The 24041-nt window shown below is 64.2% G+C and carries 24 protein-coding genes and 1 tRNA gene; 17 read left to right on the forward strand and 8 right to left on the reverse strand.

Annotated features, from left to right (window positions below; genetic code table 11):
• Positions 1-327 precede the first annotated feature (327 nt).
• Positions 328-948, reverse strand: a complete 621-nt coding sequence (locus RAD10_RS15350) for a hypothetical protein (RefSeq protein ID WP_461618171.1) — start codon at positions 946-948, stop codon at positions 328-330.
• Positions 949-1158: 210 nt separating this feature from the next.
• Between RAD10_RS15350 and RAD10_RS15355 the strand changes: the two genes are divergently transcribed.
• From RAD10_RS15355 to RAD10_RS15370, 4 genes are all read left to right on the forward strand, one after another.
• The gene (locus tag RAD10_RS15355) at positions 1159-1611 is read left to right on the forward strand and encodes a DUF2231 domain-containing protein (RefSeq protein ID WP_461618172.1); all 453 of its coding nucleotides are present in this window, start codon (positions 1159-1161) and stop codon (positions 1609-1611) included.
• On the forward strand, positions 1608-2945 hold the full coding sequence (locus RAD10_RS15360) for a PQQ-dependent sugar dehydrogenase (protein ID WP_461618173.1): 1338 nt from the start codon (positions 1608-1610) through the stop codon (positions 2943-2945). The genes RAD10_RS15355 and RAD10_RS15360 overlap by 4 nt, the downstream gene beginning before the upstream one ends.
• A 67-nt stretch (positions 2946-3012) precedes the next feature.
• Entirely contained in the window at positions 3013-3228 is a 216-nt protein-coding gene (locus RAD10_RS15365) for a hypothetical protein (protein ID WP_461618174.1), read from the forward strand.
• Between the two features lie 13 nt (positions 3229-3241).
• On the forward strand, positions 3242-3412 hold the full coding sequence (locus RAD10_RS15370; RefSeq protein ID WP_162832278.1) for a hypothetical protein: 171 nt from the start codon (positions 3242-3244) through the stop codon (positions 3410-3412).
• 20 nt (positions 3413-3432) lie between these two features.
• Here RAD10_RS15370 and RAD10_RS15375 read toward each other — a convergent pair whose 3' ends face one another.
• Positions 3433-4368, reverse strand: coding sequence for a diacylglycerol kinase catalytic domain-containing protein (locus RAD10_RS15375; RefSeq protein WP_461618175.1), 936 nt, complete (start codon positions 4366-4368; stop codon positions 3433-3435).
• Positions 4352-5392 (reverse strand): SPFH domain-containing protein, encoded by a 1041-nt coding sequence (locus tag RAD10_RS15380; RefSeq protein ID WP_461618176.1) that lies wholly within the window; start codon positions 5390-5392, stop codon positions 4352-4354. Before RAD10_RS15380 ends, RAD10_RS15375 begins: the two co-directional genes overlap by 17 nt.
• Positions 5393-5493: 101 nt before the next feature.
• Here RAD10_RS15380 and RAD10_RS15385 point away from each other — a divergent pair, with 101 nt between their 5' ends.
• The 7 genes from RAD10_RS15385 (at position 5494) to RAD10_RS15415 (ending at position 12498) form a co-directional block, all read left to right on the forward strand.
• Complete coding sequence (locus tag RAD10_RS15385; protein WP_461618177.1) at positions 5494-6222, forward strand: NUDIX hydrolase; 729 nt, start codon at positions 5494-5496, stop codon at positions 6220-6222.
• 270 nt (positions 6223-6492) lie between these two features.
• Positions 6493-7890 carry an MFS transporter gene (locus RAD10_RS15390; protein ID WP_461618178.1) on the forward strand — a complete coding sequence of 466 codons (1398 nt, stop codon included), beginning with the start codon at positions 6493-6495 and terminating at the stop codon, positions 7888-7890.
• Between the two features lie 122 nt (positions 7891-8012).
• The gene (locus RAD10_RS15395) at positions 8013-8840 is read left to right on the forward strand and encodes a beta-keto acid cleavage family enzyme (RefSeq protein ID WP_461618179.1); all 828 of its coding nucleotides are present in this window, start codon (positions 8013-8015) and stop codon (positions 8838-8840) included.
• Between the two features lie 134 nt (positions 8841-8974).
• Positions 8975-10180, forward strand: coding sequence for an MFS transporter (locus RAD10_RS15400; RefSeq protein WP_461618180.1), 1206 nt, complete (start codon positions 8975-8977; stop codon positions 10178-10180).
• Between the two features lie 179 nt (positions 10181-10359).
• Positions 10360-11589: a CaiB/BaiF CoA transferase family protein gene (locus RAD10_RS15405; RefSeq protein WP_461618181.1), complete on the forward strand. Its 1230-nt coding sequence runs from the start codon at positions 10360-10362 to the stop codon at positions 11587-11589.
• 203 nt (positions 11590-11792) lie between these two features.
• On the forward strand, positions 11793-12008 hold the full coding sequence (locus RAD10_RS15410) for a hypothetical protein (RefSeq protein WP_018322217.1): 216 nt from the start codon (positions 11793-11795) through the stop codon (positions 12006-12008).
• A gap of 97 nt (positions 12009-12105) precedes the next feature.
• Complete coding sequence (locus RAD10_RS15415; protein WP_461618182.1) at positions 12106-12498, forward strand: RidA family protein; 393 nt, start codon at positions 12106-12108, stop codon at positions 12496-12498.
• A gap of 4 nt (positions 12499-12502) precedes the next feature.
• Here the strand turns inward: RAD10_RS15415 and RAD10_RS15420 are convergent, their stop codons facing one another.
• A complete protein-coding gene (locus RAD10_RS15420; RefSeq protein WP_461618183.1) occupies positions 12503-13165 on the reverse strand; it encodes a TetR/AcrR family transcriptional regulator in 663 nt (220 codons plus the stop codon).
• Positions 13166-13389: 224 nt separating this feature from the next.
• Here RAD10_RS15420 and RAD10_RS15425 point away from each other — a divergent pair, with 224 nt between their 5' ends.
• The 3 genes from RAD10_RS15425 (at position 13390) to RAD10_RS15435 (ending at position 16614) form a co-directional block, all read left to right on the forward strand.
• Positions 13390-14625: an acyl-CoA dehydrogenase family protein gene (locus RAD10_RS15425; protein WP_461618184.1), complete on the forward strand. Its 1236-nt coding sequence runs from the start codon at positions 13390-13392 to the stop codon at positions 14623-14625.
• 140 nt (positions 14626-14765) lie between these two features.
• Complete coding sequence (locus tag RAD10_RS15430) at positions 14766-15824, forward strand: phosphotransferase family protein (RefSeq protein ID WP_461618185.1); 1059 nt, start codon at positions 14766-14768, stop codon at positions 15822-15824.
• Between the two features lie 163 nt (positions 15825-15987).
• Entirely contained in the window at positions 15988-16614 is a 627-nt protein-coding gene (locus RAD10_RS15435) for a LysE family translocator (protein WP_461618186.1), read from the forward strand.
• Positions 16615-16729: 115 nt separating this feature from the next.
• On the opposite strand, the gene argE is transcribed toward RAD10_RS15435, so the two are convergent.
• Together argE and RAD10_RS15445 are read right to left on the reverse strand one after the other, a co-directional pair.
• A complete protein-coding gene (gene argE, locus RAD10_RS15440) occupies positions 16730-17908 on the reverse strand; it encodes an acetylornithine deacetylase (RefSeq protein WP_461618187.1) in 1179 nt (392 codons plus the stop codon).
• Between the two features lie 1039 nt (positions 17909-18947).
• A complete protein-coding gene (locus RAD10_RS15445) occupies positions 18948-19733 on the reverse strand; it encodes an SDR family NAD(P)-dependent oxidoreductase (protein ID WP_461618188.1) in 786 nt (261 codons plus the stop codon).
• A gap of 134 nt (positions 19734-19867) precedes the next feature.
• Here RAD10_RS15445 and RAD10_RS15450 point away from each other — a divergent pair, with 134 nt between their 5' ends.
• Both RAD10_RS15450 and RAD10_RS15455 read left to right on the forward strand, forming a co-directional pair.
• Entirely contained in the window at positions 19868-20566 is a 699-nt protein-coding gene (locus tag RAD10_RS15450) for a histidine phosphatase family protein (protein WP_165637397.1), read from the forward strand.
• Between the two features lie 120 nt (positions 20567-20686).
• Complete coding sequence (locus RAD10_RS15455) at positions 20687-21454, forward strand: SDR family NAD(P)-dependent oxidoreductase (protein WP_141934334.1); 768 nt, start codon at positions 20687-20689, stop codon at positions 21452-21454.
• A 206-nt stretch (positions 21455-21660) separates the two neighbouring features.
• On the opposite strand, the gene RAD10_RS15460 is transcribed toward RAD10_RS15455, so the two are convergent.
• Positions 21661-22896 carry a serine hydrolase domain-containing protein gene (locus RAD10_RS15460; RefSeq protein ID WP_461618189.1) on the reverse strand — a complete coding sequence of 412 codons (1236 nt, stop codon included), beginning with the start codon at positions 22894-22896 and terminating at the stop codon, positions 21661-21663.
• 151 nt (positions 22897-23047) lie between these two features.
• Between RAD10_RS15460 and RAD10_RS15465 the strand changes: the two genes are divergently transcribed.
• Positions 23048-23123, forward strand: a tRNA-Trp gene (locus RAD10_RS15465).
• 135 nt (positions 23124-23258) lie between these two features.
• On the opposite strand, the gene RAD10_RS15470 is transcribed toward RAD10_RS15465, so the two are convergent.
• Positions 23259-24020: a glycosyltransferase family 2 protein gene (locus RAD10_RS15470; protein ID WP_461618190.1), complete on the reverse strand. Its 762-nt coding sequence runs from the start codon at positions 24018-24020 to the stop codon at positions 23259-23261.
• Positions 24021-24041: the final 21 nt, after the last annotated feature.

Raw genomic sequence — 24041 nt, forward strand, 5'->3', positions numbered from 1 at the left:
ACGTTCGGTACGGCGATGGGCGCAGTCCGGACCGCCCGCAACTCTGCGGGAAGAAACATGAGTAGCAGTTCCTATCGAGAGCCTACAGAGCAGCAAAAACCAACGCTTCTAGTAGTCGCCATTCCGACAAAGAGAAATTCCCTTGTGGTGTCAATCACCGGGAGGGCTGTACAGTGTCGGAATGGCCCTTGCACGGACTACGAAATTCTGTGACTTCCAAGCTGAATACGAGGGTTCGATTCCCTTCACCCGCTCCAATCCTCAGCGCCCGCCGCGTCTAGGCGACGGCGCCCGCACGCCCCTGCAACCCCTGCACGTCTCCCGTCCTCAGAGGGTTTGCTTCCAGCCGAGATATTGCAGCGTCTCAGTCTCGGACGTGGCGCAAATCTTCTCCATCTTGCCCGGCTGAACAGTGGCGGACAGCTTGATTTTGACTTTGTTGCTCTTCACGGCAAAGGACACCGGGTAGCCGCACTTGTTCTCGAATTTCTGACAGACGACGTACGATCGCTCGTGAACGTTGCCGCCCTTGATGCCGTTATCCTGCTTTTCCTGTACAAGAAGACCGCCGCAGGCGGCTGTCGTGTTCGATCCTGCAGGTTCGCGCGGCGCCGATAGTTTTGGGGCGGGTCCGACGCGGGTGACCACGATGCCGCCGCGCGCAGTCATGGTGCCGTCGGCCTGAAGAGTGTAGTCGGTCTTGTACATCCCGTTGTCGTAATTCAGCACGTTGCCACTACAGGTCCACGTGCCCTCAACGCAGTTTTTGTTGTCGCTGCAGAGAGCCCGCCCATCCGGTTGCAGGTTCGCGGTGTTGGTCTGGCCGGCAATGCCATGGTGAATCCAGGTGCCGACGAACTTGCCAACGCAACTCGCCGCGGGCTGCCCGTGAGCAGTTGTGCACAACGCCAGCGTCAAGGACGTCGCCACAGACAATATCAACTTCATGCGATCCCCCCAAAAAAGCAATGCACCGAGCATATTGACCTGCGCCGGCAAGAACAATGCGCGTCTGGATCAGGCGATCGAAGATGACGAGGTCCGCGAAAGGCTGGATCTGACGCGCTGTCGGGTTGCGGCGCACGAAGCCCCAGGAACCATCACACTGCGCACGAGTTGGCCGGTCGGGCAGGACCGAAAGTCACACGAGGCCAAACCGTGCAACGAGACGTGCGCGTGCGCACTACCGCTGAGATCGCGGGTCATCCCATTCATCCGATGCTGGTGCCGATTCCGATCGCATGCTTCGTCGGGGCGTTGTTGACCGACATCGCCTATGTCGCCAGCGCCGAGATCATGTGGGCGGATTTTTCCGCCTGGCTTCTGCTCGTTGGTGTCGTCTTCGGCGTGCTGGCGGCGATCGCGGGCCTGATTGATTTCCTCAGCAACCGCCTGGTGCGGGCGCAGACGCCGGCCTGGCCGCATCTGATCGGCAATGCCGTGGCGCTGATCCTGGCCATCGTCAACGCGCTGATCCATACGCGCGATGCCTGGACCTCGGTGTGGCCGACCGGCCTCGTTCTTTCGGTGATCACCGTGCTGATCCTGCCCGTCACCGGCTGGCTCGGCTGGGCCATGGTCTATCGCCACGGCGTGGGAGTTGCGCGATGAATTTCTCGATCGGCCGCGCGCTGCTGTGCGCCTCACTGCTGCTTTTGGCCGGCTGCAACGACGGCAGCGGCGACCCCAAGGCGCAAATCGGGCCCAACCCTGAGCTTCCCGACATCCAGCAATATCTGCTGCCGCCCGTCCACATCGCGCGCATCGTCGGCTGGAAGAAGGACGAGACGCCTGATGTGGCTGAGGGCCTGCAGGTCAAGGCTTTCGCGACCGGGCTGCAGCATCCGCGTTTCATCTACGTGCTGCCCAACGGTGACGTGCTCGTGGCGGAATCCAAGGCGCCGAAGGGGGCCGGGATCAAGCGGCCCAAGGAGATCGTCATGGGCTATATCGAGTCCTGGGCGACCTCGGGCGGCAACGACACCGGGCCGGGCAACCGCATCACCCTGCTGCGTGACAGCAATGGCGACGGCGTGCCGGATACCCAAAGCGTCTTCCTCGATCATCTCAACTCGCCGTTCGGTGTCGCGCTGGTCGGCAACGACCTCTACGTCGCCAACGCCGATGCCATCGTCAGATATCCCTACACGGAAGGCGACACCAAGATCACCGCGCCGGGCACGGTGCTGACGCCGCTGCCGGGCGGGCCGATCAACCATCACTGGACCAAGAGCCTGGTCGCGAGCCCCGACGGCTCGAAACTCTATGCCGGCGTCGGCTCCAACAGCAACATCACCGAGAACGGTATGGAGGCCGAGCACAATCGCGCCGCGATCCTCGAGGTGGATCGTGCCAGCGGCCGCTGGCGGGTGTTCGCAAGCGGACTGCGCAATCCCAACGGGCTCAGCTTCGAGCCGCAGAGCGGCGCGCTGTGGACGGTGGTGAACGAGCGCGACGAGCTCGGTCCCGATCTCGTCCCTGACTACATGACCTCGGTGAAGGATGGCGGCTTTTACGGCTGGCCCTATAGCTATTACGGCCAGCACGTTGATCCCCGCGTCAAGCCGCAGCGGCCGGACCTCGTCGCCAAGGCGATCGTGCCGGATTATGCCCTGAGCTCGCATGTCGCCCCGCTCGGGATGGCCTTCAACACTGGCTCCAGCCTGCCGGCCGCCAATCGTGGCGGCGCCTTCGTCGGCGAGCATGGCAGTTGGAACAGGCAGGTGCTCAACGGCTACAAGGTCGTGTTCGTACCGTTCAAGGACGGCAAGCCGAGCGGACCGGCGCAGGACGTCGTGACCGGCTTCCTCAACAGCGACAACCAGGCGCGCGGTCGTCCCGTCGGCGTCGCCATCGATAAATCAGGCGCGTTGCTGGTCGCAGACGACAGCGGCAACACGGTGTGGCGCGTCACCGCCGCGCATCCGCAGCTGACGCAACGTTAGGCCCGCCCGCGCGTTATCGGACAGACGGAGAAAGCCAAATTCTGAAACTCAAGCCAGGAGTTGGACAATGGGCCTTGCTCAATATGCCATCGTGCCGGTGCAGGACGAATGGGGCGTGCTGCACGACGGCGACGTCAAGAACACCTACGCCACCAAGGAAGCTGCGTTCGAGTCCGCAGTCGCTGCCGCATCCCTAGCGCTGCGTGAGGGACATGAAGTCCAGGTCAGCGTGCCCGGCCGCGAGGCTGGAGGCAACGCGCTCGGCGTCCAGGACAACGCTTGAGAAGGAACACGCGATGACCAAGCCGCGTGAGCCGAACGGCGTCGAGCCATCCCGCTCCGAGGACGACATCCAGCGCGAGCAGCTCGGTCCCCGCGGCGTGCCCGGTGCGCCTGATCCGGCCAAGATGACGCCGCAGCGCGAGAAGAAGACGCCGAAGCATATCGATCCCGGCCACACCGCCTGACGCGGCTTGGCGCAACATGATCAGACGATCAGCCGCCCGCGCCGCGCGGCAATCCCGATCGTGACCTCGGCACCCGCGTTGAAGTCGAGGCGGTCGGCTTCGACGCCGTCGCTGAAGATGACGCCGTTTTCCGCCATCAGCGAGCGGATGCGCAATTGGTCCGCCGACGCGAGCCGGCCGCAGACGAGATTGGTCTGCGAATGGCGGCTCGGGAAGGGCTCGCGCACCGCGAAGCGCAGCTCCGGCGCGTCCCAGGGCAGGGCCTCGTAACCGGTCAGCGGGGGCGGCCGGCCGAAGTTGCCGGCAATGGCCAGCGAGCCGGTGACGATGCTCTTGAACCAGGCGGTCGATCCGAGCCCGGTCGAGACGATCAGTCCGCTCGAAGATTGCCGTTCCGTCGCCCCGCCGGCCGCAAGCTCGTAGATCGCGGAGACATGCGTGCGGGCGCCGACGAACAAATCGTTGACGGCGTAGAGCACCTGGCCGTTGTTGAGCCGCGCTTCGGCCATCGTCACGGCCTGGCTGCCGCGCTTCTCAGTGGCGACCTCCGGCAAAAGCTTGGCGAGGTCATGCGGCGCAAAGGGCAGGAGGATGCCGTCGTGGCGCGCGGGATCCGGATTGAGCCCGATCAGCGGATGGTCGTCGAGATATTTCATCGTGTTGGCGACGACGCCGTCCTGGCCGAGCGCGACCGCGATGTCATCAGGCCCGAAGAGGAAGTTCGGCAGGAAGCCACGGTCGATGACCTGATAGCGCCCCCATTGCTCCAGCACTTGCAGCGTCGTGTGACGCTGCGCACGATAGACCTCGTGCTCGCGCTCATAGTCGGAGAAGTCGGCACCGAGATGCTCGACATAGAAGCGCGCCTGCGCCGCCGTCAGGTGGCGCGCGATCAGGTCCTCCAGCCTGGTCTTGCGCGTCACCAGCACCACCTTGCGGTCATTGGCGGCGGGCATTGGCGGCCTCCTTCGGCTTCTCCATCAATTGGCTGAGCAGGTCCGGCGAGACGTTGAGCTGGCCGATCTTCTCGGCCTTCTCGGCAATGCCGGAGAAGGCTTGTGCGATCAGCTGACCCGGCTGCATGCCGGCGGCGGCAAGCGCCTGGATCACGCGGGTGTCGACGCCCTCGAAGATCTTCATCAGCGCGCCGACGCGGTAGGCCTCGGCGTCGGCCAGCGTCCTGGTGTTCTCGGCGTTTAGGCCGACGAAATCCTTGCGCTTGCCTTCCAGCACGATGTCCGCGGCCATGCCGGCCTCGCGCAGCTCATTGCGCTTTGCTGCAACGCTCGCCTCGGCATCCATCTGGGTCTCGCGAATTGACCGCTTCTTCTGCTCGACCGCGATCTCGGTGTCGAGTTCGCTCTCGCGAATAGCTCGCTCCTGCTCGACGGCGAAGTTGCGCCGGGCGAAGATGGCTTCGTCTGCGTTCTTCAGGATCGCCTCGCGCGCTTGTGCCTCCAGCGCCTTTGCGGTGTCCGGCGTTGGCTTGATGCCGCGGATCGACACGCCGAGGATTTCGAGACCGAGAGCGGCGATGTCGGCGCGCGCCCTCAATCCGCCCGCGATGATGTCGGCGATGCGATCGGACGCCTGCAATGCGTCCCTCAGCGTCAGCTCCTTGACCGCTTGCTGGGCGAGGACCTCGACCGTGCCGAGAATGCGCTCCGGCAGCTTCTCCGGATCATCGCTCGCATAGGTCTTGCCGTCAGCCTTCAGGGTGAAGTCGAGCATCGATGCCGCCTTCTTCGGGTCGCTGACGCGATAAGTCACCTGACCCTGCACGGTCAGCGTCTGAAAGTCGCGCGCGGTTTGCTCGAAGATGAACGAGGCGTCGCGGCTGCCGATGGGCACCGCGACCAGCATGGTCACGGGCGCGTAATAGAGCGCGGAAAGACCGGTGCCCTCGGCGACGACCGCGCCGGCGCGGTACTTCATCAGATAGGTGGTGGGCTGGGCCTTGATGAACCTGACGCCGAACATGTGTTTCTCCAACGGCTGCAATAAGTGTGTCTGGGCAACTAAGTAAGTTGGACTGTACAACTAACTATGCTACTGTCAAGTTCGAATAGGGGAGGCTGCCGATGGCGGGCGAAGGTCGGGCTGAAGGGTCTGGTAAATCAGGGCAATTGGACTTCCCACGACCCCTGACCACGGTCGATGTCGTGATCTTTACGATCCTCGACGACAGGCTTCAGGTGCTGCTGATGCAGCGCCCGGCCGGCGAGGGCGAGCCGTTTCCGCTCAGCTTGGCGCTGCCGGGCGGCTTCGTGGACGTCACGAAGGACCGCGACCTTGCGGCTTGCGCGGCCCGCAAGCTGAGGGAGAAGACCGGGGTCACCAGCCCTTATCTGGAGCAACTCGGAAGCTGGGGAAGCGCGACGCGCGATCCGCGCGGCTGGTCGGCGACGCACGCCTATTTCGCGCTGATCCCGGCGGAAGCAGGCGTGCTGGCGAACGATGCGCGGTGGTTTCCGATTCGAGGCGGAAGGCTCAAGGACAAGCTCGCCTTCGATCACGGCGACATCCTGGCAACCGCAATCCAGCGCCTGCGCAACAAGGTGGAGTACACCTCACTGCCGGCCTATCTGATGCCGCCGGAATTCACCCTGCCGGATCTGCAGCGCGTCTATGAGATCGTGCTCGACCGCCCGCTCGAGAAAAGCGCCTTCCGCACCCGGATCCTGTCGGCCGACATGATCGAGCCGGTCGCGAAGATGCGGCGCGGCCCCAACCGTCCGGCGCAGCTCTATCGCCTGAAGAAGGGCAGGGAGCCCGTGTACTTCGTGCGGACGTTCAATCCGCCGGAATGAATTCCGCGGCGGCATGCCGAGCCGTCGGTCAGCGTGCAGGATGGCCTGTTCCGGCCTCTTAGCCCTGATAACATCATGTTAGGTTTATCGCATAACTGGGTAATTGTGTTAGCCCGGCGAAAGCCTACTGTCGTCCTCACTCAAGACACCGACCGGCAGTGCCAAGCGCTCGCGGAGCTCCGCAGAGCGACCGGGGATTGCTGTCCAATTGTCCAGCGAAGCCCGCCAACGGGACGTCAACAAACGAACAGATCGGGAGGAACTTTTGTGATGGGTACCACGCGCGCGATCCACGACATGAGTCAGTCCAGGAAGGCTGCTGCCAGCGGCTGGATCGGGTCGGCTCTCGAATATTATGACTTCTTCATCTACGCGACCGCTGCGTCGCTGATCTTCCCGCAGATCTTCTTCCCGTCGGACAATCCCACGGTCGCGATCGTCGCATCGCTGGCGACCTATGGCGTTGGATATGTGGCCCGGCCGATCGGCGCCTTCGTGCTCGGACATTGGGGCGACACCCATGGCCGCAAGACCGTCCTCATCGTCTGCATGTTCCTGATGGGCATCTCGACCATGGCGGTGGGCATCCTGCCGACCTATCAGCAGGTCGGCATCCTGGCGCCGATCCTGCTCGTCATGCTGCGCCTCGTGCAGGGATTTGCCGTTGCCGGCGAAATCTCCGGCGCAAGCTCGATGATTCTGGAGCATGCGCCGTTCGGTCGACGCGGCTTCTATGCAAGCTTCGCCCTTCAGGGCGTACAGGCTGGACAAATTCTCGCAGCTGCGGTCTTCCTGCCGCTGGCGGCCTATATGCCGACCGACGCCTTCAACAGCTGGGGCTGGCGGATTCCCTTCCTGCTCAGCTTCTTCGTCATCGTCGCGGGCTACATCATTCGCCGCGAAGTCGACGAGACCCCCGCCTTTGCGCGCGAGGGCGAGCGGGGAGAAACGCCGCGGGCGCCCATCGTTCAGGCCATCAAGCTGAACTGGCCCGACATGCTCAGGGTCATCTGCATGGCGCTGATGAATGTCATTCCGGTTGTTGCGACCATCTTCGGCGCGGCCTACGCGGTGCAGCCGGCTTACGGCATCGGCTTTGCCAAGGACGTTTATCTGTGGATCCCGGTCCTCGGAAACATGCTGGCCGTGTTCGTCATTCCCTTCGTCGGCAATCTCTCGGACAAGGTCGGGCGCAAGCCTCCGATCGTCGTGGGCGCGCTGCTCTCCGGCTTGCTCGCCTTCGGCTATCTCTATGCCATCAGCATCAGGAACGTGCCGCTGGCGATCCTGCTGTCGCTCCTGATGTGGGGCGTCGTCTATCAGGGCTATAACGCGATCTTCCCGAGCTTTTACCCGGAGCTGTTTCCGACCCGCACACGGGTGTCGGCGATGGCGATCTCGCAGAACATCGGAACGACCATCACCGCGTTGCTTCCGGCCCTGTTCGCCATCGTAGCGCCTCCCGGCTCGGCCAACATTCCCTTGACGGTGGGCGCGATCGCCTTCGGCATCACGGTGATCGCGGCGCTCGCGGCCGTCACGGCCCGGGAGACCTATCGGATCAGCATCGATGATCTCGGCAATCCCAAGGCCGTTCCGATCGCCCGAGCCGACTATGAGCGGCAGCGGGCGGAAGCGGCGAGTGGTGTGGCCGCAGTTCAGACCTGACGCGAACGCAAGGAAGCCGTGCCGCCGCGACAATTGATGTTTGCGGCGGCAGGGCTCCGCGCGTTATGTCAGGGCCTGATCCAACTTGGTGCGCGTGAGCGCAATCATCATGAGGTTGCAGGATGAACCCCGTCGTCGTTGCTGTCGCTATCACCGGCTCCGTTCCGCGCAAGAAGGACAATCCGGCGGTGCCGATTCTGCCGTCCGAGCAGATCGATTCGACGCAGGAGGCCTTCGAGGCCGGCGCCACGCTTGCCCACATCCATGTTCGCAACGATGACGAGACGCCGTCGTCCGATCCCGAACGTTTCGCGAAGGTAGCGGAGGGGATCAGGAAGCATTGTCCTGGCATGATCGTCCAGTTCTCGACCGGCGGGCGGGGCCGCGATCCCTCGGCGCGTGGATCGTCGCTTTATCTGAAGCCGGACATGGCCTCGCTGTCCACGGGATCGGTGAACTTCCCGACGATTGTTTATGAGAATAGCGCCGCCCTGGTTGAGACCCTCGCCACCGGCATGCGGACGAATGGCATCCGGCCGGAGATCGAGATCTTCGATCTGTCGCATATCCATGGTGCCCGCCGCCTGATCGAGGCGGGGCTGATGGACTCACGTCCGCACGTGCAGTTCGTCATGGGCGTCAAGAACGCGATGCCGGCGGATGAGCATGTTCTCGACATCCTGCTGGCAGAGCTCAGGCGGCTGATCCCGCACGCGACCTGGACCGCGGCCGGGATCGGACGTCACCAGGCCGAGGTCATGGGCTGGGCGCTGGCGCGAGGCGCCGACGCGGTTCGGACCGGGCTCGAGGACAATATCAGGATCGACAAGACACGCCTGGCCGCCAGCAATGCGGAGCTCGTGACCATCGCCTGCCAGGCTGTCACGCGCCACGGTCGCCGCGTTGCGACCGCCGCCGAGGCGCGATCCCTGCTTGGGATCGCGCGGTAGGGGATACTGCCTCCTCCTGACATGCTCCGGGCTGCCTTCTGCCATTCGGCGGCCGGCGTTCCCGTGCGCTGAGTCTCCGGCTAAGAGAGGTGTCACAGGCGTGATCGGCGCCTGCCGGGCAGGCGACGGTTGGAATGCGGTTCTTGAAATCTGACAGCAGGCTCATCGGGGTCCTGCTGGTGCTCGCGATCACCCAGCTTGTTGGCTGGGGTACAATAGGTCTTCCCGCCATCGTCGGGCGCGATCTCGCCGCCGATCTCGGCATGAGCCTGCCGGCGGTGTTCGCCGGGACATCCGTTCTCTACGTCTCGATGGGGCTGTGCGCGCCGTGGCTCGCCAAATCGTTTGCACGGCATGGCGCGCGGACGGTCATGATGTTCGGCACGGTCGTCACCGCGCCGGGCTTCGTGCTGCTGTCCCTCGCGCACGAGCCGATGCTCTATTTCGCCGCCTGGATCGTCCTCGGCATCGCCGGCAGCGCCACGCTGTCGACCGGCGCCTATATCATGCTGAACGAGATCGCCGGGCGGCAGGCCAAGAACGCGATCGGGGCCTTGATGCTGGTGACGGGCCTGTCCAGCAGCATCTTCTGGCCGACGACCTCGTTTCTCAGCGGGCACCTCGGCTGGCGGGGGACGTGTCTGGTTTACGCGGCCATGCTGATCCTCGTGTCGCTTCCGCTCTATGCATTCGTGGCGCCGCGCCGGAGACTTGCGAAGGACGATGGCGGCACGCCGGCCAAGTCTGCCGATGTGCCCGCGATTCCGAGGAGCACCTTCGGCCTCGTCGTCGCCGCGATCACGCTCAACGCCTTCGTCAATTTCGGCATCAGCGCCATCATGATCGAGCTGTTGCGGGCGGAGGGGCTCACGCCCGCGCAAGCCCTCGCGTTCGGCTCCATGCTGGGCGTGATCCAGGTCAGCGCCCGCGGGCTCGATCTCCTCGGCGGCGGGCGATGGGACGGGATCACGACCGGGCTCGTCGCGGGCACGGCGCTGCCCGTCGCCATGCTGCTGCTGATGCTGAGCGAGGGCGCGACCTGGGCGGTCGCGGTCTTCATCCTGCTCTACGGCGCCGGCAGCGGCGCGATGGCGGTGGCGCGGGCCACCATCCCGCTCGTATTTTACGACCAGGCTGAGTTCGCCAAGGCGATGTCGATGATCGCGCTGCCCCTCAATCTGGCGTCCGCGATCTCGCCGCCGCTCCTCGTCGGCCTGCTCACCCAATTCGGCAGCCGCGGCGCGCTCGGTCTCACCTTCGTCTGCTCCTGCGCAACGGTGCTGATCCTGATCCTGCTCGGCCGGCGGCGGCCGCGGGTGGTGGCGGCGGCCGTGTCCTGAGCCGATCAGGCAATATTCGCGGCGCGGAAAGTTGCGGACAGGAATTGGCTTGCTGCCGGAGCTGCGGATAGCCGTATGCCGCCAGTGCAGTGCTCAAGGCGCCAAAATAGTGTATCCGCTGGGGAGCGCGGCCGCTCAGAGCCGCCGCGCCAAAATTCAGTTCCCCGGAGGAAATCGACATGTCGGCCCTGCCGCTTTCAGGCATCAAGATCCTTGACCTCACGCGCGTGCTTGCCGGGCCTTTGTCGGCCCAGATGCTGGGTGATCTCGGCGCCGAGGTGATCAAGATCGAGCGGCCGGGCACCGGCGACGACGCGCGCGCCTTCGGCCCGCCTTACCTCAGCGATCCCGAAGGCAAGGCCAACAACAACAATTCCTTCTATCTCTGCGCCAACCGCAACAAGAAGTCGGTCACCGTCAACATCGCCAAGCCCGAGGGCCAGGCGATCATCCGCGAGCTCGCCAAGGACGTCGACGTCTTCATGGAGAACTACAAGGTCGGCGATCTCAAGCGCTACGGCCTCGACTACGAGACGATCAAGGCGATCAACCCCGGCATCATCTATTGCTCGGTGACCGGCTTCGGCCAGACCGGACCGTATGCGCCGCGCGCCGGCTATGACGCTATCCTGCAGGCGATGGGCGGCCTGATGAGCGTCACCGGTCATATCGACGGCGAGCCCGGCGAGGGCCCGATGAAGGTCGGCCCGTCGATCGTCGACTACATGACCGGCATGAACACCTCGATCGGGATTCTCTCGGCGCTCTATCATCGCGACGTCAATAACGGGCAGGGGCAGCACATCGACGTCTGCCTGTTCGACACCGTGATCGCATCGCTGTCGCACTGGCTGCAGATCTATCTCGTCAATGGCAAGACGCCGCCGCGCCGCGGCACCTGGGGCAATGGCGGCATGCCGGCCGGCGTGTTCCGCTGCACCGATGGCGAACTGATGCTGGTGGTCGGCAATGACGGCCAGTTCCGGAAAACCTGTGCCGTGCTCGGCGCGCCGGAGCTTGCGAGCGACCCGCGCTTCATCAAGAACAACGACCGCGTCGTGCACGGCAAGGAGATCATGGCGATCTTCGCCGGCCTGTTCCTGAAGCAGCCGGTGGCGTACTGGCTGGAGAAGCTGGAGGAGGCCGGCGTGCCCTCGGGTCCGATCAACAATTTCGAGCAGGTGTTTTCCGATCCGCACGTCCAGTCGCGCGGCATGCGGGTGAAGACCGAGCACAAGTTCGAACCGGAGCTCTCGCTGATCCGCAACGCGCTGACCCTTTCGGGCACCCCCATCACCGAATATCGCGCCCCGCCGCTGCTCGGCGAGCACACGCAAGAGATCCTCGGCGGCAAGCTCGGCTATGATGCGGGCAAAATCGAGACGCTGAAGCAGCAGGGGATCATCTAACTCAGCAGAAGCTCTTACCCTCTTTCCTCGTGGGAGAGGGTGGTTCGCAGCAAAGCGGCGGCCGCTGAGGACGCGCGGGCGACGCCCGGCCTTGCCTGAGGCTTGCGCGCCATCCCCAGATAGTCCCGGTCCGTAGTCTCACAGGCTTCCGTTCCGCGCGAGACTCTGTTTCGATCTCTCCACTAACGTCGGGAGGGAAATGGATGTCCTACACGATCGGGTTCCAGGCCAAGGACCAGAAGGCAATTCTGGCGACCGAGGCAGCAACCGCCAATCAGGCCGTCGCCATCGTTGCTGCACTGCGGCAGAGTGCCGAGGAGATCAAGTTCATCCGCTCGCCGCAGGAAGGTGAGATGGGCATCGAGATGCTGCTGCTGCTCGCCAAGGAAGAGGCCGAGGAGATGCCGCAGCGGGCCTGAACCCGCCGCGACAACCACATTTCGATTAGAAGCGAAGCATGCCGGCTGCAGGATGATGTAGACAGGCGTCGGTCTCGCTTGAACCGAAGGTGGCTGCATGAAACGCGAAGCGCTCCGCGTCGAACCGATCTCGACCTTTCTCAATCGCCGCAACGCGCCGGTCTCGCCGGTGACGCGCGCCGGCAACATGATCTTTGTCGCCGGCCTGCCGCCGTTCGACCCGGAGACGGGCGAGATTGCGCAAATGCCGATCGAGCGGCGGAGCGAGATCGTCTTGGAGCAGATGAAGCTGTGCCTCCAGACGGCCGGCGCCTCGCTCGACAACGTCATGAAGTGCAACGTCTACTGCACCTCGACGAAACACTTCGCCGCGTTCAACGCCATCTATGCGCGCTATTTCCCGATCGATCCGCCGGCGCGGATCTTCGTCTGCACGCCGGAATGGTTCGGCCCCTTCGACGTCGAGATCGACTGCATCGCGATGATGTGAGGGACTACCGCGCCGCTAGCCGCGCCGGCGCCTTCGTCTCGGCCTTTCCCGCCGTCAGCGCCATCGTCGCCACGCTGACCACGCGCGCGACCACGTCCTCGACGTCGTCGAGGTCGCATTTGCCTTCCGACAGCTTTGTCAGCCGCTCGCTCTCGCGGATGGTGTGGTGCGCCATCGCGAGCGCGAAGTTGAGGCCCCAGTAGATATCGACGTCGCTGCGGTCGGGCAGGGCGCGGCGCATCGCGCCGGCGAATTTGCGCAAATGGTCGATCTCGCGGTTCTTGATGCGGCGGATCGGCGGCACGGATTCGATCGAGGCGCGGATCATGAAGCGCGCTGCGGTGGAGCGCTGGTTTTCGGGGCCGAGGCAGCCGCGCAGCGTCGGCCCGACCAGCGCGTGCAAGATCACCTCGATCGGCGCACGGCCGCCGCCTTGCTCTTCCGCCGCCTTCAATTCGCGCAGGCGCTCGCGGTTGGTGGCGATCGAGCGGGTGACGAATAATTCCGCGATCAGCTCGTCCTTCGAGCCGAAATGATAGTTCACCGCGGCGAGGTTGACACCCGCCTCCGCGACGATGTCGCGCAGCGTCACGTCGCCGAAGCCGCGATCGGCATAGAGCCGTTCGGCGGCGGCGAGAATGGCAGATCTCGTATGATCGCTGGCCATGGATGTCCCGGAGGGCAGGGAGTTGCAATTCAAACAGTTGTATGAAACTATCGTTTGAAGGCCGGAGATGTCAATCGCAATCGGGACTCGTTCGCAACTTGCGAAGCCGGTTCCGAAGCGTCCGCAAGCTGCGCGCTTGCGGGCTGCGCGCAGCGGGAGGACAGTCCGGCGCAAAACAGGCTCGCGAAACAAACAGGTTCGCAAAGAGAGACGAGGAGCGTCCCATGGATTTCGATCTGTCCCCCAAGCAGAAGGAATGGCTCGACCGCGTGCGGTCTTTCATGGCCAAGCACGTGCGTCCGGCAGTGCCGATCTATGATCAGCAGGATCATGCCGGCGAGCGCTGGAAGGTCATCCCGATCCTGGAGGACCTCAAGAAGAAGGCGAAGGCCGAAGGCCTCTGGAACATGTTCATGCCGCCGTCCGAGCATGAGGATGATGAATTCCGCGGCGCGGGATTGACCAATCTGGAATACGCGCTGCTGTCGGAAGAGATGGGCCGCATCACCTGGGCCTCGGAAGTGTTCAACTGTTCCGCGCCCGATACCGGCAACATGGAAGTGTTCATCCGCTACGGCTCCAAGGAGCAGAAGCGCAAATGGCTGCGTCCGCTGATGGACGGCGAGATCCGCTCCGCCTTCCTGATGACGGAACCGGCGGTGGCCTCGTCGGATGCGACCAACATCGAGACCCGCATCGAGAAGGACGGCGATCATTACGTCATCAACGGCCGCAAATGGTGGTCGTCCGGCGTCGGCGATCCCCGCTGCAAGATCGCGATCCTGATGGGCAAGACCGATTTCAAGGCGGCCAAGCATCAGCAGCAGTCGCAGATCCTGGTTCCGCTCGATACCCCCGGCATCAAGGTCGAGAAGATGCTGCCGGTGTTCGGCTTCGACGACGCGCCGCACGGCCACGCCCAGGTGCTGCTCGACAACGTCCGGGTGCCGAAGGAGAACATCCTGCTCGGCGAAGGCCGCGGCTTCGAGATCGCGCAGGGCCGGCTCGGCCCGGGCCGCATCCATCACTGCATGCGTACCATCGGCAAGGCCGAGGAGGCGCTCGAGAAGATGGTGAAGCGCCTGTCCTCGCGCAGCGCCTTCGGCAAGAAGATCGTCGAGCACTCTGTGTGGGAGCAGCGCATCGGCGATGCCCGCACCAACATCGAGATGACGCGCCTGCTCTGCCTCAAGGCTGCCGACATGATGGACAAGGTCGGCAACAAGACCGCGCAGGCCGAGATCGCCATGATCAAGGTCGCAGCGCCCAACATGGCGCTGAAGATCATCGACGAGGCGATCCAGGCTTTCGGCGGCGCCGGTGTCTCGGATGAGGCGGGCCTTGCCAAGGACTACGCCCACATCCGCACGCTCCGTCTCGCCGATGGTCCGGACGAGGTGCATAATCGCGCCATTGCCAGACTTGAGGTTCGGAAGTATGCAAACTCTCCCGGTCACTAAGAGGGAGAGCCGGGCGGCGCTCCCGATCTGAAGAAACGGCAGGACATGATGCGGTGACCGCTTGACGCAAGTGCGTCAGCGGTTACCGATTAGGATCATGCTCGACCTGAAATGGTCAGGACTGAAGAGGGAGCGTCATCGTGGCTGACGGCGTCAGGAAAGACGAAGAGTTCTCGGGCACCAAGCCGGTCGAGGAGCGTCATCGCTTCGACGAGATGCGGCTCGAAGCCTGGATGCGCGACAACGTCGAAGGCTATCAGGGGCCGCTGGTCGTGCTCCAGTTCAAGGGCGGCCAGTCCAATCCGACCTATCGGCTGAACACGCCGAACCGTTCCTACGTGATGCGCCGCAAGCCGTTCGGCAAATTGCTGCCCTCGGCGCACGCGGTCGATCGCGAATATCGCGTGATCGCAGCGCTCGGCAAGCAGGGTTTCCCGGTCGCGCACGCCTATGCGCTGTGCCAGGACGACAGCGTCATCGGCGCGGCCTTCTACATCATGTCGATGGAGGAGGGCCGGGTGTTCTGGGATCCGACGCTTCCGAGCCAGGATGGCGATGCGCGGCGTAAGATCTTCACCAGCAAGATCGAGACGCTGGCGAAACTCCACATGTACGACCCCGCGGCGATCGGGCTCGGCGAGTTCGGCAAGCCCGGTAACTATTTCGCGCGTCAGATCGACCGCTGGACCAAGCAGTATCGCGCGTCCGAGACGCAGCACATTCCCGAGTTCGAGAAGGTCGCCGAATGGCTGCCCAAGACCGTGCCGGAGCAGGCGCGCGTCTCGATCGTCCATGGCGACTATCGTCTCGACAACATGATTTTCCACGCAACGGAACCGCGCGTGCAGGCCGTGCTGGACTGGGAGCTGTCGACGCTCGGCGATCCCATGGCCGATTTCACCTATCTGTTGATGCAGTGGATCATGCCGGGCCTGCAGGGCGCCGACCTCAAGGCGCTCAACATCCCGAGCGTGGAAGAGGCCGCGCAGATCTATTGCAACGTCACCAAGATGACGGTGCCTGATCTCAACTGGTACTTCGCCTACAATCTGTTCCGTCTCGCCGGCATCACGCAAGGCATCGCCGGCCGCGTCCGCGACGGCACCGCCGCCAACGCCAAGGCCCTCGAATCCGCCAAGCGCACCGTGCCGCTGTCGCAGGCCTCATGGGAATACGCGCAGAAGGCGGGCGCAGTGTAGGAATGACGAAGGCGCGGCCGCTGTCGCCGCGCCTTTTTGTTTGTGGCGCGTCGCCGCCTCCAAACACGCGGTGTCATTGCCCGCGAAAGCGGGCAATCCAGTATTCCAGAGACGCTAGTGTTTGAACCGAGAAGCCGCGTTAATCCGCCCGGGAGATCCGTGCATGATCGACCACACCACCCTGATCACCTACATCCTCATCGTGCTCGGCTTCGTGTTCATTCCAGGTCCGGCGACGTTGCTCACGATGGCTCGGGCGGCAAGCTCGGGAATGAAGGTCGGCATCGCGACAGGAGCGGGGATCGCGGCCGGTGACTTGATCCACACCGCGATGGCGATCGTTGGGCTGTCGGCGATCATCGCGACATCTGCGCTGATGTTCAGCATCGTCAAATATGCCGGCGCGGCGTTCCTGGTCTATCTCGGCATTCGCGCCATGCTCGACAAGGCGCCGATCGAGTTGAACGGCGCCGCGCCCGCGATTGGCGCGGGCCGTGCCTTCCGGCAGGCCGTGCTCACCGAAGTGCTGAATCCCAAGACCGCGCTGTTCTTCCTGGCGTTCCTGCCCCAATTCGTGAAGCCGGAGCACGGCGCTGCGGCACTTCAGCTTGCCACTCTCGGTGTCGTCTTCGTGCTGCTCGGCCTGCTCAGCACCGTCGTGTTCGCCGTCAGCGCCGGTCGGCTCGGGAATCTTCTTCGCAGACATCCCACAGTGGTGAAGTGGCAAGGCAAGGTGGTCGGGACCATCTACTGCGCCGTGGGCGTACGGCTGGCCCTGCAGGAAAGATGAGGCGGCCCGCGACAGCTCTCGTAGGGTGGGCAAAAGCGCGTAGCGCTGTGCCCACGATCTCCCCGTGATCGCAGCCAGATGGTGGGCACGCTTCGCTTTGCCCACCCTACGGCACCTACGACGCCGCCTTCGCACAATGCGCGATCAGTCTCTCCACAAACCCCGCGCATTTCTCCAGCTCCGCCATCTCCACGAACTCATCAGGCGTGTGCGCCTGCGCGATCGAGCCGGGGCCGATCACCACCGAGGGAATGTCGGCCATGCTGGCAAACAAACTCGCTTCGGTGCCGAAGGCGACCTTGGCGTGGTCGTTGCGCCCGGCAAGGCTCTTGGCCAGCGTGACGATCGCGGCGTCGGCGGCGGTGTCGAGGGCGGGGTAGTCGAGGATCTCCTCGAAATCGATGCCGCACTCCGGATGCTGCTTCTTCATCGTGGGCTCGAGCTCGGCCTTGGCCCAGGCGATAATCGCGTCCGTCACCTCCCTGGACTCGGTGATGCCGATGCCGCGGCATTCGAAATCCACTGTGCAGGTATCGGGCACGATGTTCAGCGCTGCGCCGCCGTGCACGATGCTGGTGAGCAGCGTCGAATGCGGAACGTCGTAGAGGCTGTCGGTCGCTCGCACGGCTGCGAGCGCCACGGCGCGGCGGCGGATCTCGACGATCAGCTCGGCGGCGTATTCGATCGCGTTGACGCCGTCGGGTGCGATCGAGGAATGGCGGGCGAGCCCGCGAAACGTCGCGCGCACGCCGTGCTTGCCCTTGTGCCCGATAATGACCTTCATCTCGGTCGGCTCGCCGATGAAGGCGCCGAGCGGTGTGATCCGTTTTTTCGCGACCTCGCCGAGCATCGGCCGCACGCCGACGCAGCCGATCTCCTCGTCATAGGAGATCGCCAGATGAATCGGTGTTGTGAGCTTAGCCTCCAGCATCTCCGGCACCATGGCAAGGCACACTGCGACAAAACCCTTCATGTCGGTGGTGCCCCGGCCGTAGAGCTTGCCGTCGCGCTCGATCAGCCTGAAGGGATCGTGGCTCCAGTCCTGGCCCACCACCGGCACGACGTCGGTATGGCCTGACAGCACGAAACCGGGGCGATCTTCAGGGCCGATCGTGACCCACAGCGAGGCCTTCTGCCCGGTCGCGTCGGTGATGCGCTCGCCCTTGACGCCGAACGCGGCGAGGTAGCTCTCGATATGGGCAATCAGGGGCAGGTTGGTGCGGTCGCTGACGGTGTCGAAGCCGACGAGGTCGGCGAGGAGTTTGCGGATACGGTCGGGTCTTGAGCTTGGCATTGTCTCGTTCTGTCAGGGAGTATGGAAGCCGAAGTGCTTGCAGGAACCATACCAACGCGGTGGCTGATTGCGCAAATCAACACAGGCCCGTAGCCCGGATGGAGCGAAGCGTAATCCGGGTGTCCTGTCACGAAGCACGAAGGCCCCAGATTACGCTGCGCTTCATCCGGGCTACAAGGCCACAATCCCTTGCGTTGCCCGTCAGGCAAAACACGCCAGCAATGGGTCAACGCACCGCGGCGAAAATATTCCACTTTACCGAAATTCGGAAACGACGTATGTGTCGCGGCAACCCGGCCCAAGGAAGAGGGGCGTATCGCGATCGTCACGAACGCGGGCCGGGCGGCGGTGGACGCAGGTGACATCGGCGCGAAGGACTTCGCAGGGCGGGCAACCGTGAGCGAAACACCTCGCGCACACGACCGGTGTGATCCGCGTACGGCAAAATCGTGTGGTCCTGGCGCCCCGGGGTCTGAGCGCCAAGTCTTGTGGTGATGGGTGTCGTCCAACCGGACGCATCCGTCAGCCATCTGCAAGGCGACGGGGGCAATAGTGCAACGCTCCCCGGGGAGAGCACGACATAAGCCGTAAAACCACTGCGCAGGGAAGGCCGGATGTCCTGGCTACACCTGTATGCCGCTGTGCAAACTTCTTACTCCAACTTCGCACAGTGGACCTCGGGTGCCAGCGGGCTCCCGGTCTTCCCTGCGCCCTCTTTCAATTATGAGGGCGAAGCGACGAAGCAAAGCTCGGGCGAAATGCGCCGCGAGGCTGCGAAGGTGTGTCTGCGGTTTGAGCTACGTGCCACGATCTCGATCTCGTAGGGTGGGCAAAGCGCAGCGTGCCCACGCCCTGTGGCTCATGGAAGGAGATCGTGGGCACGGCGCTATGCGCCTTTGCCCACCCTACGGCACGGCGGCTGGATCTGCACTGGAGCATCGCAATGACGATGTGGAGAGAGCTGCCAAACTCGCCTCTCGTGCCCTGGACGCTGCGCAGCACCGTAAGAACGCTGCAGCGCGTCCGGGACACGCGAGAGTTAAACCGGCTTGCCCGTATACGGCATCGACGCGGTGAGGCCGCCGTCGACCGGGAACGCCTGGCCGTTGACATACGAGGCTTCGTCGCTGGCCAGGAACAGGCCCATCGCCGCGAGCTCATGCGGTTGGCCGGGGCGCTTCAGCGGATTGAGCTGGCCAATCTTGTCCTGGGTGCCACGCTCCTTGGCGCGGTCGAAGATCGGTTTTGTCATGCCGGTCTCGATCAGGCCCGGGCACACCGCGTTGATGCGCACGCCGGTGCCGGTGAGCGAATACGCCGTGGTCTGCACCAGGCTGATCACGCCGGCCTTGCTCGCGGCATAGGGATGCCCGCTGGCGCCGGCCTTGAGGCCCGCGACGGACGCGGTCAGCACGATGGCGCCGGACTGCTGCTTCACCATATGCGGCATCGCATGCTTCACCGCGAGGAACGGCCCGATCAGATTGACGCGCAACACCTCCTGCCAATGCTCCACGGTCTGCTCGCCGAGCGGAACGAGGCCGCCGGAGACGCCGGCATTGGCCCAGATCACGTCGAGCCGGCCATGCGTCTTTACCGCCTTGTCGATCACGGCGATGACGTCCGTCTCCGAGCCCGCGTCGGCGATCATGGCTTCCGCGACGCCGCCGGCCTTCTTCACCTGGTCGACGGTCTCCTTCACCGCTTCGGTGCGATCGACCGCGATCAGCTTGGCGCCTTCCCGGGTGAACAGCAGCGCGGCGGCGCGACCGATGCCGCTGCCGGCGCCGGTGATGATGACGGATTTGCCTTGCAGGCGGCCCATGCGTTTCTCCCTGTGGTGCCCCGCGCGACGCTTGCCGCGCGACGGAATTTCAAACAAGATTTCAAACGGTAAAGTGTCTTGAGACACGTTCACACCTGACGTACAGCGACATCAAACGGGATGGAAGGGTTTCGATGGCAGGCGCAGACAAGCCCAATGTGGTCATGACACGGTGGTGGTGGGTCCGTCACGCGCCGGTGCGCAACGACGGCGGCAACATCTACGGGCAGAGCGATATCGCCTGCGACACCAGCGATACCTATGTGTTCAATGCTGTTGCCAAGGTGCTGCCACGCACGGCGGTCTGGTATTCGAGCAATCTGATGCGCACGCACCAGACCGCGGAAGCGATCTGGGCGGCCGGTTTCCCAAGGCCCGCGTCGATGAAATGGGAGGCGGACCTCGCCGAACAAAACCTCGGCCGATGGCAGGGCATGAACCGCGCCCAGTTCATCGCCAGCCGCCCCGTCGGCACGAGCTGGTTTGCCGACATCAACGAGCCTGCCCCCGGCGGCGAGAGCTTCATGGATCTCTACAACCGCACGCGCCGCACCATCGAGCGGATCAACGCTGAGGCGGGCGGCCAGGACATCATCGCGGTCGCCCATGGCGGCACCATCAAGGCGGCGCTGGGGCTCGCGCTCGACGGCCAGCCGGAGCGGGGATTGTCGTTCGACATCGACAATTGCTCGGTGACGCGGCTGGATTATTTCGCAACTCCCGAGCGCAAGGTCTGGCGGCTGCCGATGGTGAACCAGCAACCGTGGATCGCGGATGCTGCGCACGCGGCGATGCATCAGCCGGCGGGACCGGAAGTCAAGAAGCTTGCGTGAGTGAGGCGTCATTCCGGGATGGTCCGAAGGACCAGACCCGGAATCTCGAGATCCCGGGTTCGATGCTTCGCATCGCCCCGGGATGACGTTGAATATCAAAGATCAATCTGGGAGAGAAACATGACCTTGTTCGACATGAAGGGGAAAGTCGCCGTCATCACCGGCTCGACGCGCGGCATCGGGCTTGCGATTGCCGAGCGCATGGCCGAGCACGGCGCCAAGGTCGTGATCTCATCGCGCAAGGCCGACGTCTGCGAGCAGGTGGCCAAGGGCATCAACGACAAGTTCGGCAAGGGCACCGCGGTCGCGGTCGCCGCCAACATCTCATCGAAAGAGAATCTGCAAAACCTTGTCGACGAGAGCAATCGCGCCTTCGGCAAGATCGACGTGCTGGTGTGCAACGCCGCCTCGAACCCCTATTACGGTCCGCTCGCCGGCATCTCCGACGATCAGTTCAGGAAGATCCTGGACAACAACATCGTCGCCAACAACTGGCTGATCTCGATGGTGGTGCCGCAGATGATCGAGCGCAAGGACGGCTCCATTATCATCGTCTCCTCGATCGGCGGATTGAAAGGCTCGACCATCCTCGGCGCCTACGCCATCTCTAAGGCTGCCGACATGCAGCTCGCGCGCAACCTCGCCTGCGAATACGGCAAGGACAACATCCGGGTGAACTGCATCGCGCCCGGCCTGATCAAGACCGACTTCGCCAAGGCGCTGTGGGACAATCCGGAGAACCTGAAGGCCTCGACCGCGCGCTCGCCGCTCCTGCGCATCGGCATCCCCGACGAGATCGCCGGCGCCGCGGTGTTCCTGGGGTCCAAGGCCGGCGACTTCATGACCGGCCAGACCATGGTAATCGACGGCGGCGCGACGATCAGTTGAGAAGCGTTGTAGGCCACGATGCGGCCGCGAGTGACGGTGCGCTCCCTCTCCCGCTTGCGGGGGAGGGTTGGGGAGGGGGTCTCTCCACAATCGAGGACCCCCAAGAGGAGAGAGCCCCCACCCGGCACTTCGTGCCGACCTCCCCCGCAAGCGGGAGAGGTTGCACCGAGCTTGGCGCTTGATCATTCAACTCAAGCGACGCCGTCTCACTCCACCGCCGCGTAAACCAGATCCCGCACCAGCGTCCGCGTAAAGTCGCGCTGGCCCGGGCCCTGGCTCATGAACACCGCGAACAGATCCTCCTTCGGATCGATCCAGAAGAACGTGCCTGCAATGCCGCTCCAGAAATACTGGCCGACGCTGCCGGGGAACGGCGCGATGCCGGCCTCACGGCGCACGGCGAAGCCGAGACCGAAACCGTGGCCGGGTGAGAGCAGGGTGCCATTGGTCTGAACCTGCGGACCGAGGTGATCGGACGCCATCAGCTCCAGCGTCTTGCGGCCGATGATCCTGTGGCCGTCGAGCGTGCCGCCGTTGCGCAGCATCAGGCAGAAGCGGGCATAGTCCATCGTGGTCGAGACCAGGCCGCCGCCGCCGGACTCCATCACCGGCTGCTCGAGCATGTTGAACAGCGCGACCTTGTCGCCGGTCCAGGGATCGGCCGCGAACGGCTCGGCGAGCCTGCCCGCATTGGCCTCGGAGGTCGAGAAGCCGGTCTCGGCCATCTGCAGCGGGCCGAGCACGCGTTCGGTGAGGAACGTGCCGAGCGACTTGCCGCTGACGACCTCGATGATGCGGCCGAGGATGTCGGTGGAGCGGCTGTAGTTGAATTCCGCGCCGGGCTGGCAGACCAGTGGGAAGCTCGCCACCAGGGCGGCGTGCTCGGCGTTGGTGATCTTGCGGCTGCGGACGCGGGACTCCTGGTAGAGTTTGTGCACGGGGCCGTCGCCCTGGTGCTCGTAGGTGAGGCCCGAGGTGTGGCGGAGCAGGTCCTGCACGGTCATCGGCCGCGCCGGCGGCACCAGCTCCAGTTTGCCGTCCTTGACGATGCCGACCTGCTGGCTGGCAAATTCCGGGATGAACTTTGCGACGGCGTCGCTGAGCAGCAGGCGGCCGTCCTCGACCAGCGCCATGATGGCGACCGAGACGATCGGCTTGGTCATCGAGAAGATCCGGAAGATCGAGTCCCGCGCCATTGGCGTGGCGGCCGCCGGGCTCTGCCGGCCGAGGGCCTCGAACCAGCCGACCTGGCCGCGCCTCGCCACCAGCACGGTGACGCCGGGGACGGTTCCCTTGTCGATCTCGCGCTTGAAGGCGTCCGACATGGCCTGCAGGCGCAGCCGCGACAGCCCGAGCGTCTCTGGCCTTGCCTCCGGCAAAGGCGGGGTGGAGGCTGCGATCGTGGCCTGTGAGGCGGCTGGAGCGGTCGCTGTGGCGGTCATGGGCACTCCCAGTTTGTTTTTGATTATCGGCAACGGACTGTGGCCCAGAAACCCCGGTACAAACAAGCGAAGCGGGCGCGGTTCACCCTTGCAAACCGGCCGTCGCCTGTGCTTGAAAGCGGCCCTGATCCTGGGGCGACCCGAGGTCTGTAGGAGTGTAGCTCAATTGGTAGAGCACCGGTCTCCAAAACCGGGGGTCGCAGGTTCGAGCCCTGCCACTCCTGCCAGTAAAATCAATCACTTAAGTCAGCTGCTGGCAGGGTAGGGACGAGGCGTCCCGCGAGCGAATCGCCACGCATGAGCCCATCTCACCGCGCGTGAGCCAATCTACTTGATGTCGGGGTTGGCAGGCCAAGCGGCGCCTAGCGCGCCGGGGCCCGCTCCGCGTCGTCGGGAATCTGGCTGAGATCGACGTTCCGGATCGGAACGCGGCGCAGCAGCGAGACGATGGTGCCGCCGAGCTCAAAATAGGTGCGCAGCCGCAGCGCACGGGACGACCCCTTCAGCTCCGCGTTCAGGCTCACTGGCACCTGGACGTAGGTGAGGCCGAGCTGGAGCAGCGAGATCAACGCGCAGATCTGATAGCCGTAGCCGTCGGCCTTGACCGCGATCTGGCGCAGCCATTTCACGGGGTAGACGATCATGCTGTGATAGTCGGACAGCCAGAAGCCGAACAGGCAATTCAGGATGAACCGAAGCGAATGCGACTGCAGCGAGCGGTTGACGGAGCGGTCCGACTGGTTGTCGCGATAGGTGATCACGAGGTCGGCGGCGCCCGCCGCCTTGAACATCCGGGCAACGCCCTCGTTCTGAAAGGCGTGATCGCCGGGAATGAGCGTGATGGCATCGAATTTTGCGCGCGATAGCGCGTATTCGAAGCCGGCACCGACACCTCGCGGCTGGGCGTTATGTTGCACGATGATGCGCGGCTCGCCGGCTGCGAACTCGTCCATGATCGCGCCGGTAGCGTCGGTGCTGCCGTCGTCGATCAGGAAGATCTCGAAATCGTCGAGCAGCTCGCGGGCGAGCGGCAACACGCCGTCAATGGTGTCGGCGATCTTGTCCTGCTCGTTCAGTGCAGGGATGACGATCGTAAGCCGTTTTGCCGCCCTGGAAGGTGTCATCTCATGCCGCCTGTTGCCGGC

This window comes from Bradyrhizobium sp. 23AC (genome assembly GCF_054863025.1).

Excerpts from the sequence above, each read along its gene's own strand:
- argE (WP_461618187.1), bottom strand. The coding sequence starts at position 17,908 with ATGCCAAGCTCAAGACCCGACCGTATCCGCAAACTCCTCGCCGACCTC.
- RAD10_RS15380 (WP_461618176.1), bottom strand. The coding sequence starts at position 5,392 with ATGTTCGGCGTCAGGTTCATCAAGGCCCAGCCCACCACCTATCTGATG.
- RAD10_RS15450 (WP_165637397.1), top strand. The coding sequence starts at position 19,868 with ATGGCAGGCGCAGACAAGCCCAATGTGGTCATGACACGGTGGTGGTGG.
- RAD10_RS15395 (WP_461618179.1), top strand. The coding sequence starts at position 8,013 with ATGAACCCCGTCGTCGTTGCTGTCGCTATCACCGGCTCCGTTCCGCGC.
- RAD10_RS15425 (WP_461618184.1), top strand. The coding sequence starts at position 13,390 with ATGGATTTCGATCTGTCCCCCAAGCAGAAGGAATGGCTCGACCGCGTG.
- RAD10_RS15415 (WP_461618182.1), top strand. The coding sequence starts at position 12,106 with ATGAAACGCGAAGCGCTCCGCGTCGAACCGATCTCGACCTTTCTCAAT.
- RAD10_RS15455 (WP_141934334.1), top strand. The coding sequence starts at position 20,687 with ATGACCTTGTTCGACATGAAGGGGAAAGTCGCCGTCATCACCGGCTCG.
- RAD10_RS15435 (WP_461618186.1), top strand. The coding sequence starts at position 15,988 with ATGATCGACCACACCACCCTGATCACCTACATCCTCATCGTGCTCGGC.
- RAD10_RS15385 (WP_461618177.1), top strand. The coding sequence starts at position 5,494 with ATGGCGGGCGAAGGTCGGGCTGAAGGGTCTGGTAAATCAGGGCAATTG.
- RAD10_RS15370 (WP_162832278.1), top strand. The coding sequence starts at position 3,242 with ATGACCAAGCCGCGTGAGCCGAACGGCGTCGAGCCATCCCGCTCCGAG.
- RAD10_RS15390 (WP_461618178.1), top strand. The coding sequence starts at position 6,493 with ATGGGTACCACGCGCGCGATCCACGACATGAGTCAGTCCAGGAAGGCT.
- RAD10_RS15470 (WP_461618190.1), bottom strand. The coding sequence starts at position 24,020 with ATGACACCTTCCAGGGCGGCAAAACGGCTTACGATCGTCATCCCTGCA.
- RAD10_RS15420 (WP_461618183.1), bottom strand. The coding sequence starts at position 13,165 with ATGGCCAGCGATCATACGAGATCTGCCATTCTCGCCGCCGCCGAACGG.
- RAD10_RS15365 (WP_461618174.1), top strand. The coding sequence starts at position 3,013 with ATGGGCCTTGCTCAATATGCCATCGTGCCGGTGCAGGACGAATGGGGC.
- RAD10_RS15445 (WP_461618188.1), bottom strand. The coding sequence starts at position 19,733 with ATGGGCCGCCTGCAAGGCAAATCCGTCATCATCACCGGCGCCGGCAGC.
- RAD10_RS15375 (WP_461618175.1), bottom strand. The coding sequence starts at position 4,368 with ATGCCCGCCGCCAATGACCGCAAGGTGGTGCTGGTGACGCGCAAGACC.
- RAD10_RS15410 (WP_018322217.1), top strand. The coding sequence starts at position 11,793 with ATGTCCTACACGATCGGGTTCCAGGCCAAGGACCAGAAGGCAATTCTG.
- RAD10_RS15360 (WP_461618173.1), top strand. The coding sequence starts at position 1,608 with ATGAATTTCTCGATCGGCCGCGCGCTGCTGTGCGCCTCACTGCTGCTT.
- RAD10_RS15460 (WP_461618189.1), bottom strand. The coding sequence starts at position 22,896 with ATGACCGCCACAGCGACCGCTCCAGCCGCCTCACAGGCCACGATCGCA.
- RAD10_RS15405 (WP_461618181.1), top strand. The coding sequence starts at position 10,360 with ATGTCGGCCCTGCCGCTTTCAGGCATCAAGATCCTTGACCTCACGCGC.
- RAD10_RS15400 (WP_461618180.1), top strand. The coding sequence starts at position 8,975 with ATGCGGTTCTTGAAATCTGACAGCAGGCTCATCGGGGTCCTGCTGGTG.
- RAD10_RS15350 (WP_461618171.1), bottom strand. The coding sequence starts at position 948 with ATGAAGTTGATATTGTCTGTGGCGACGTCCTTGACGCTGGCGTTGTGC.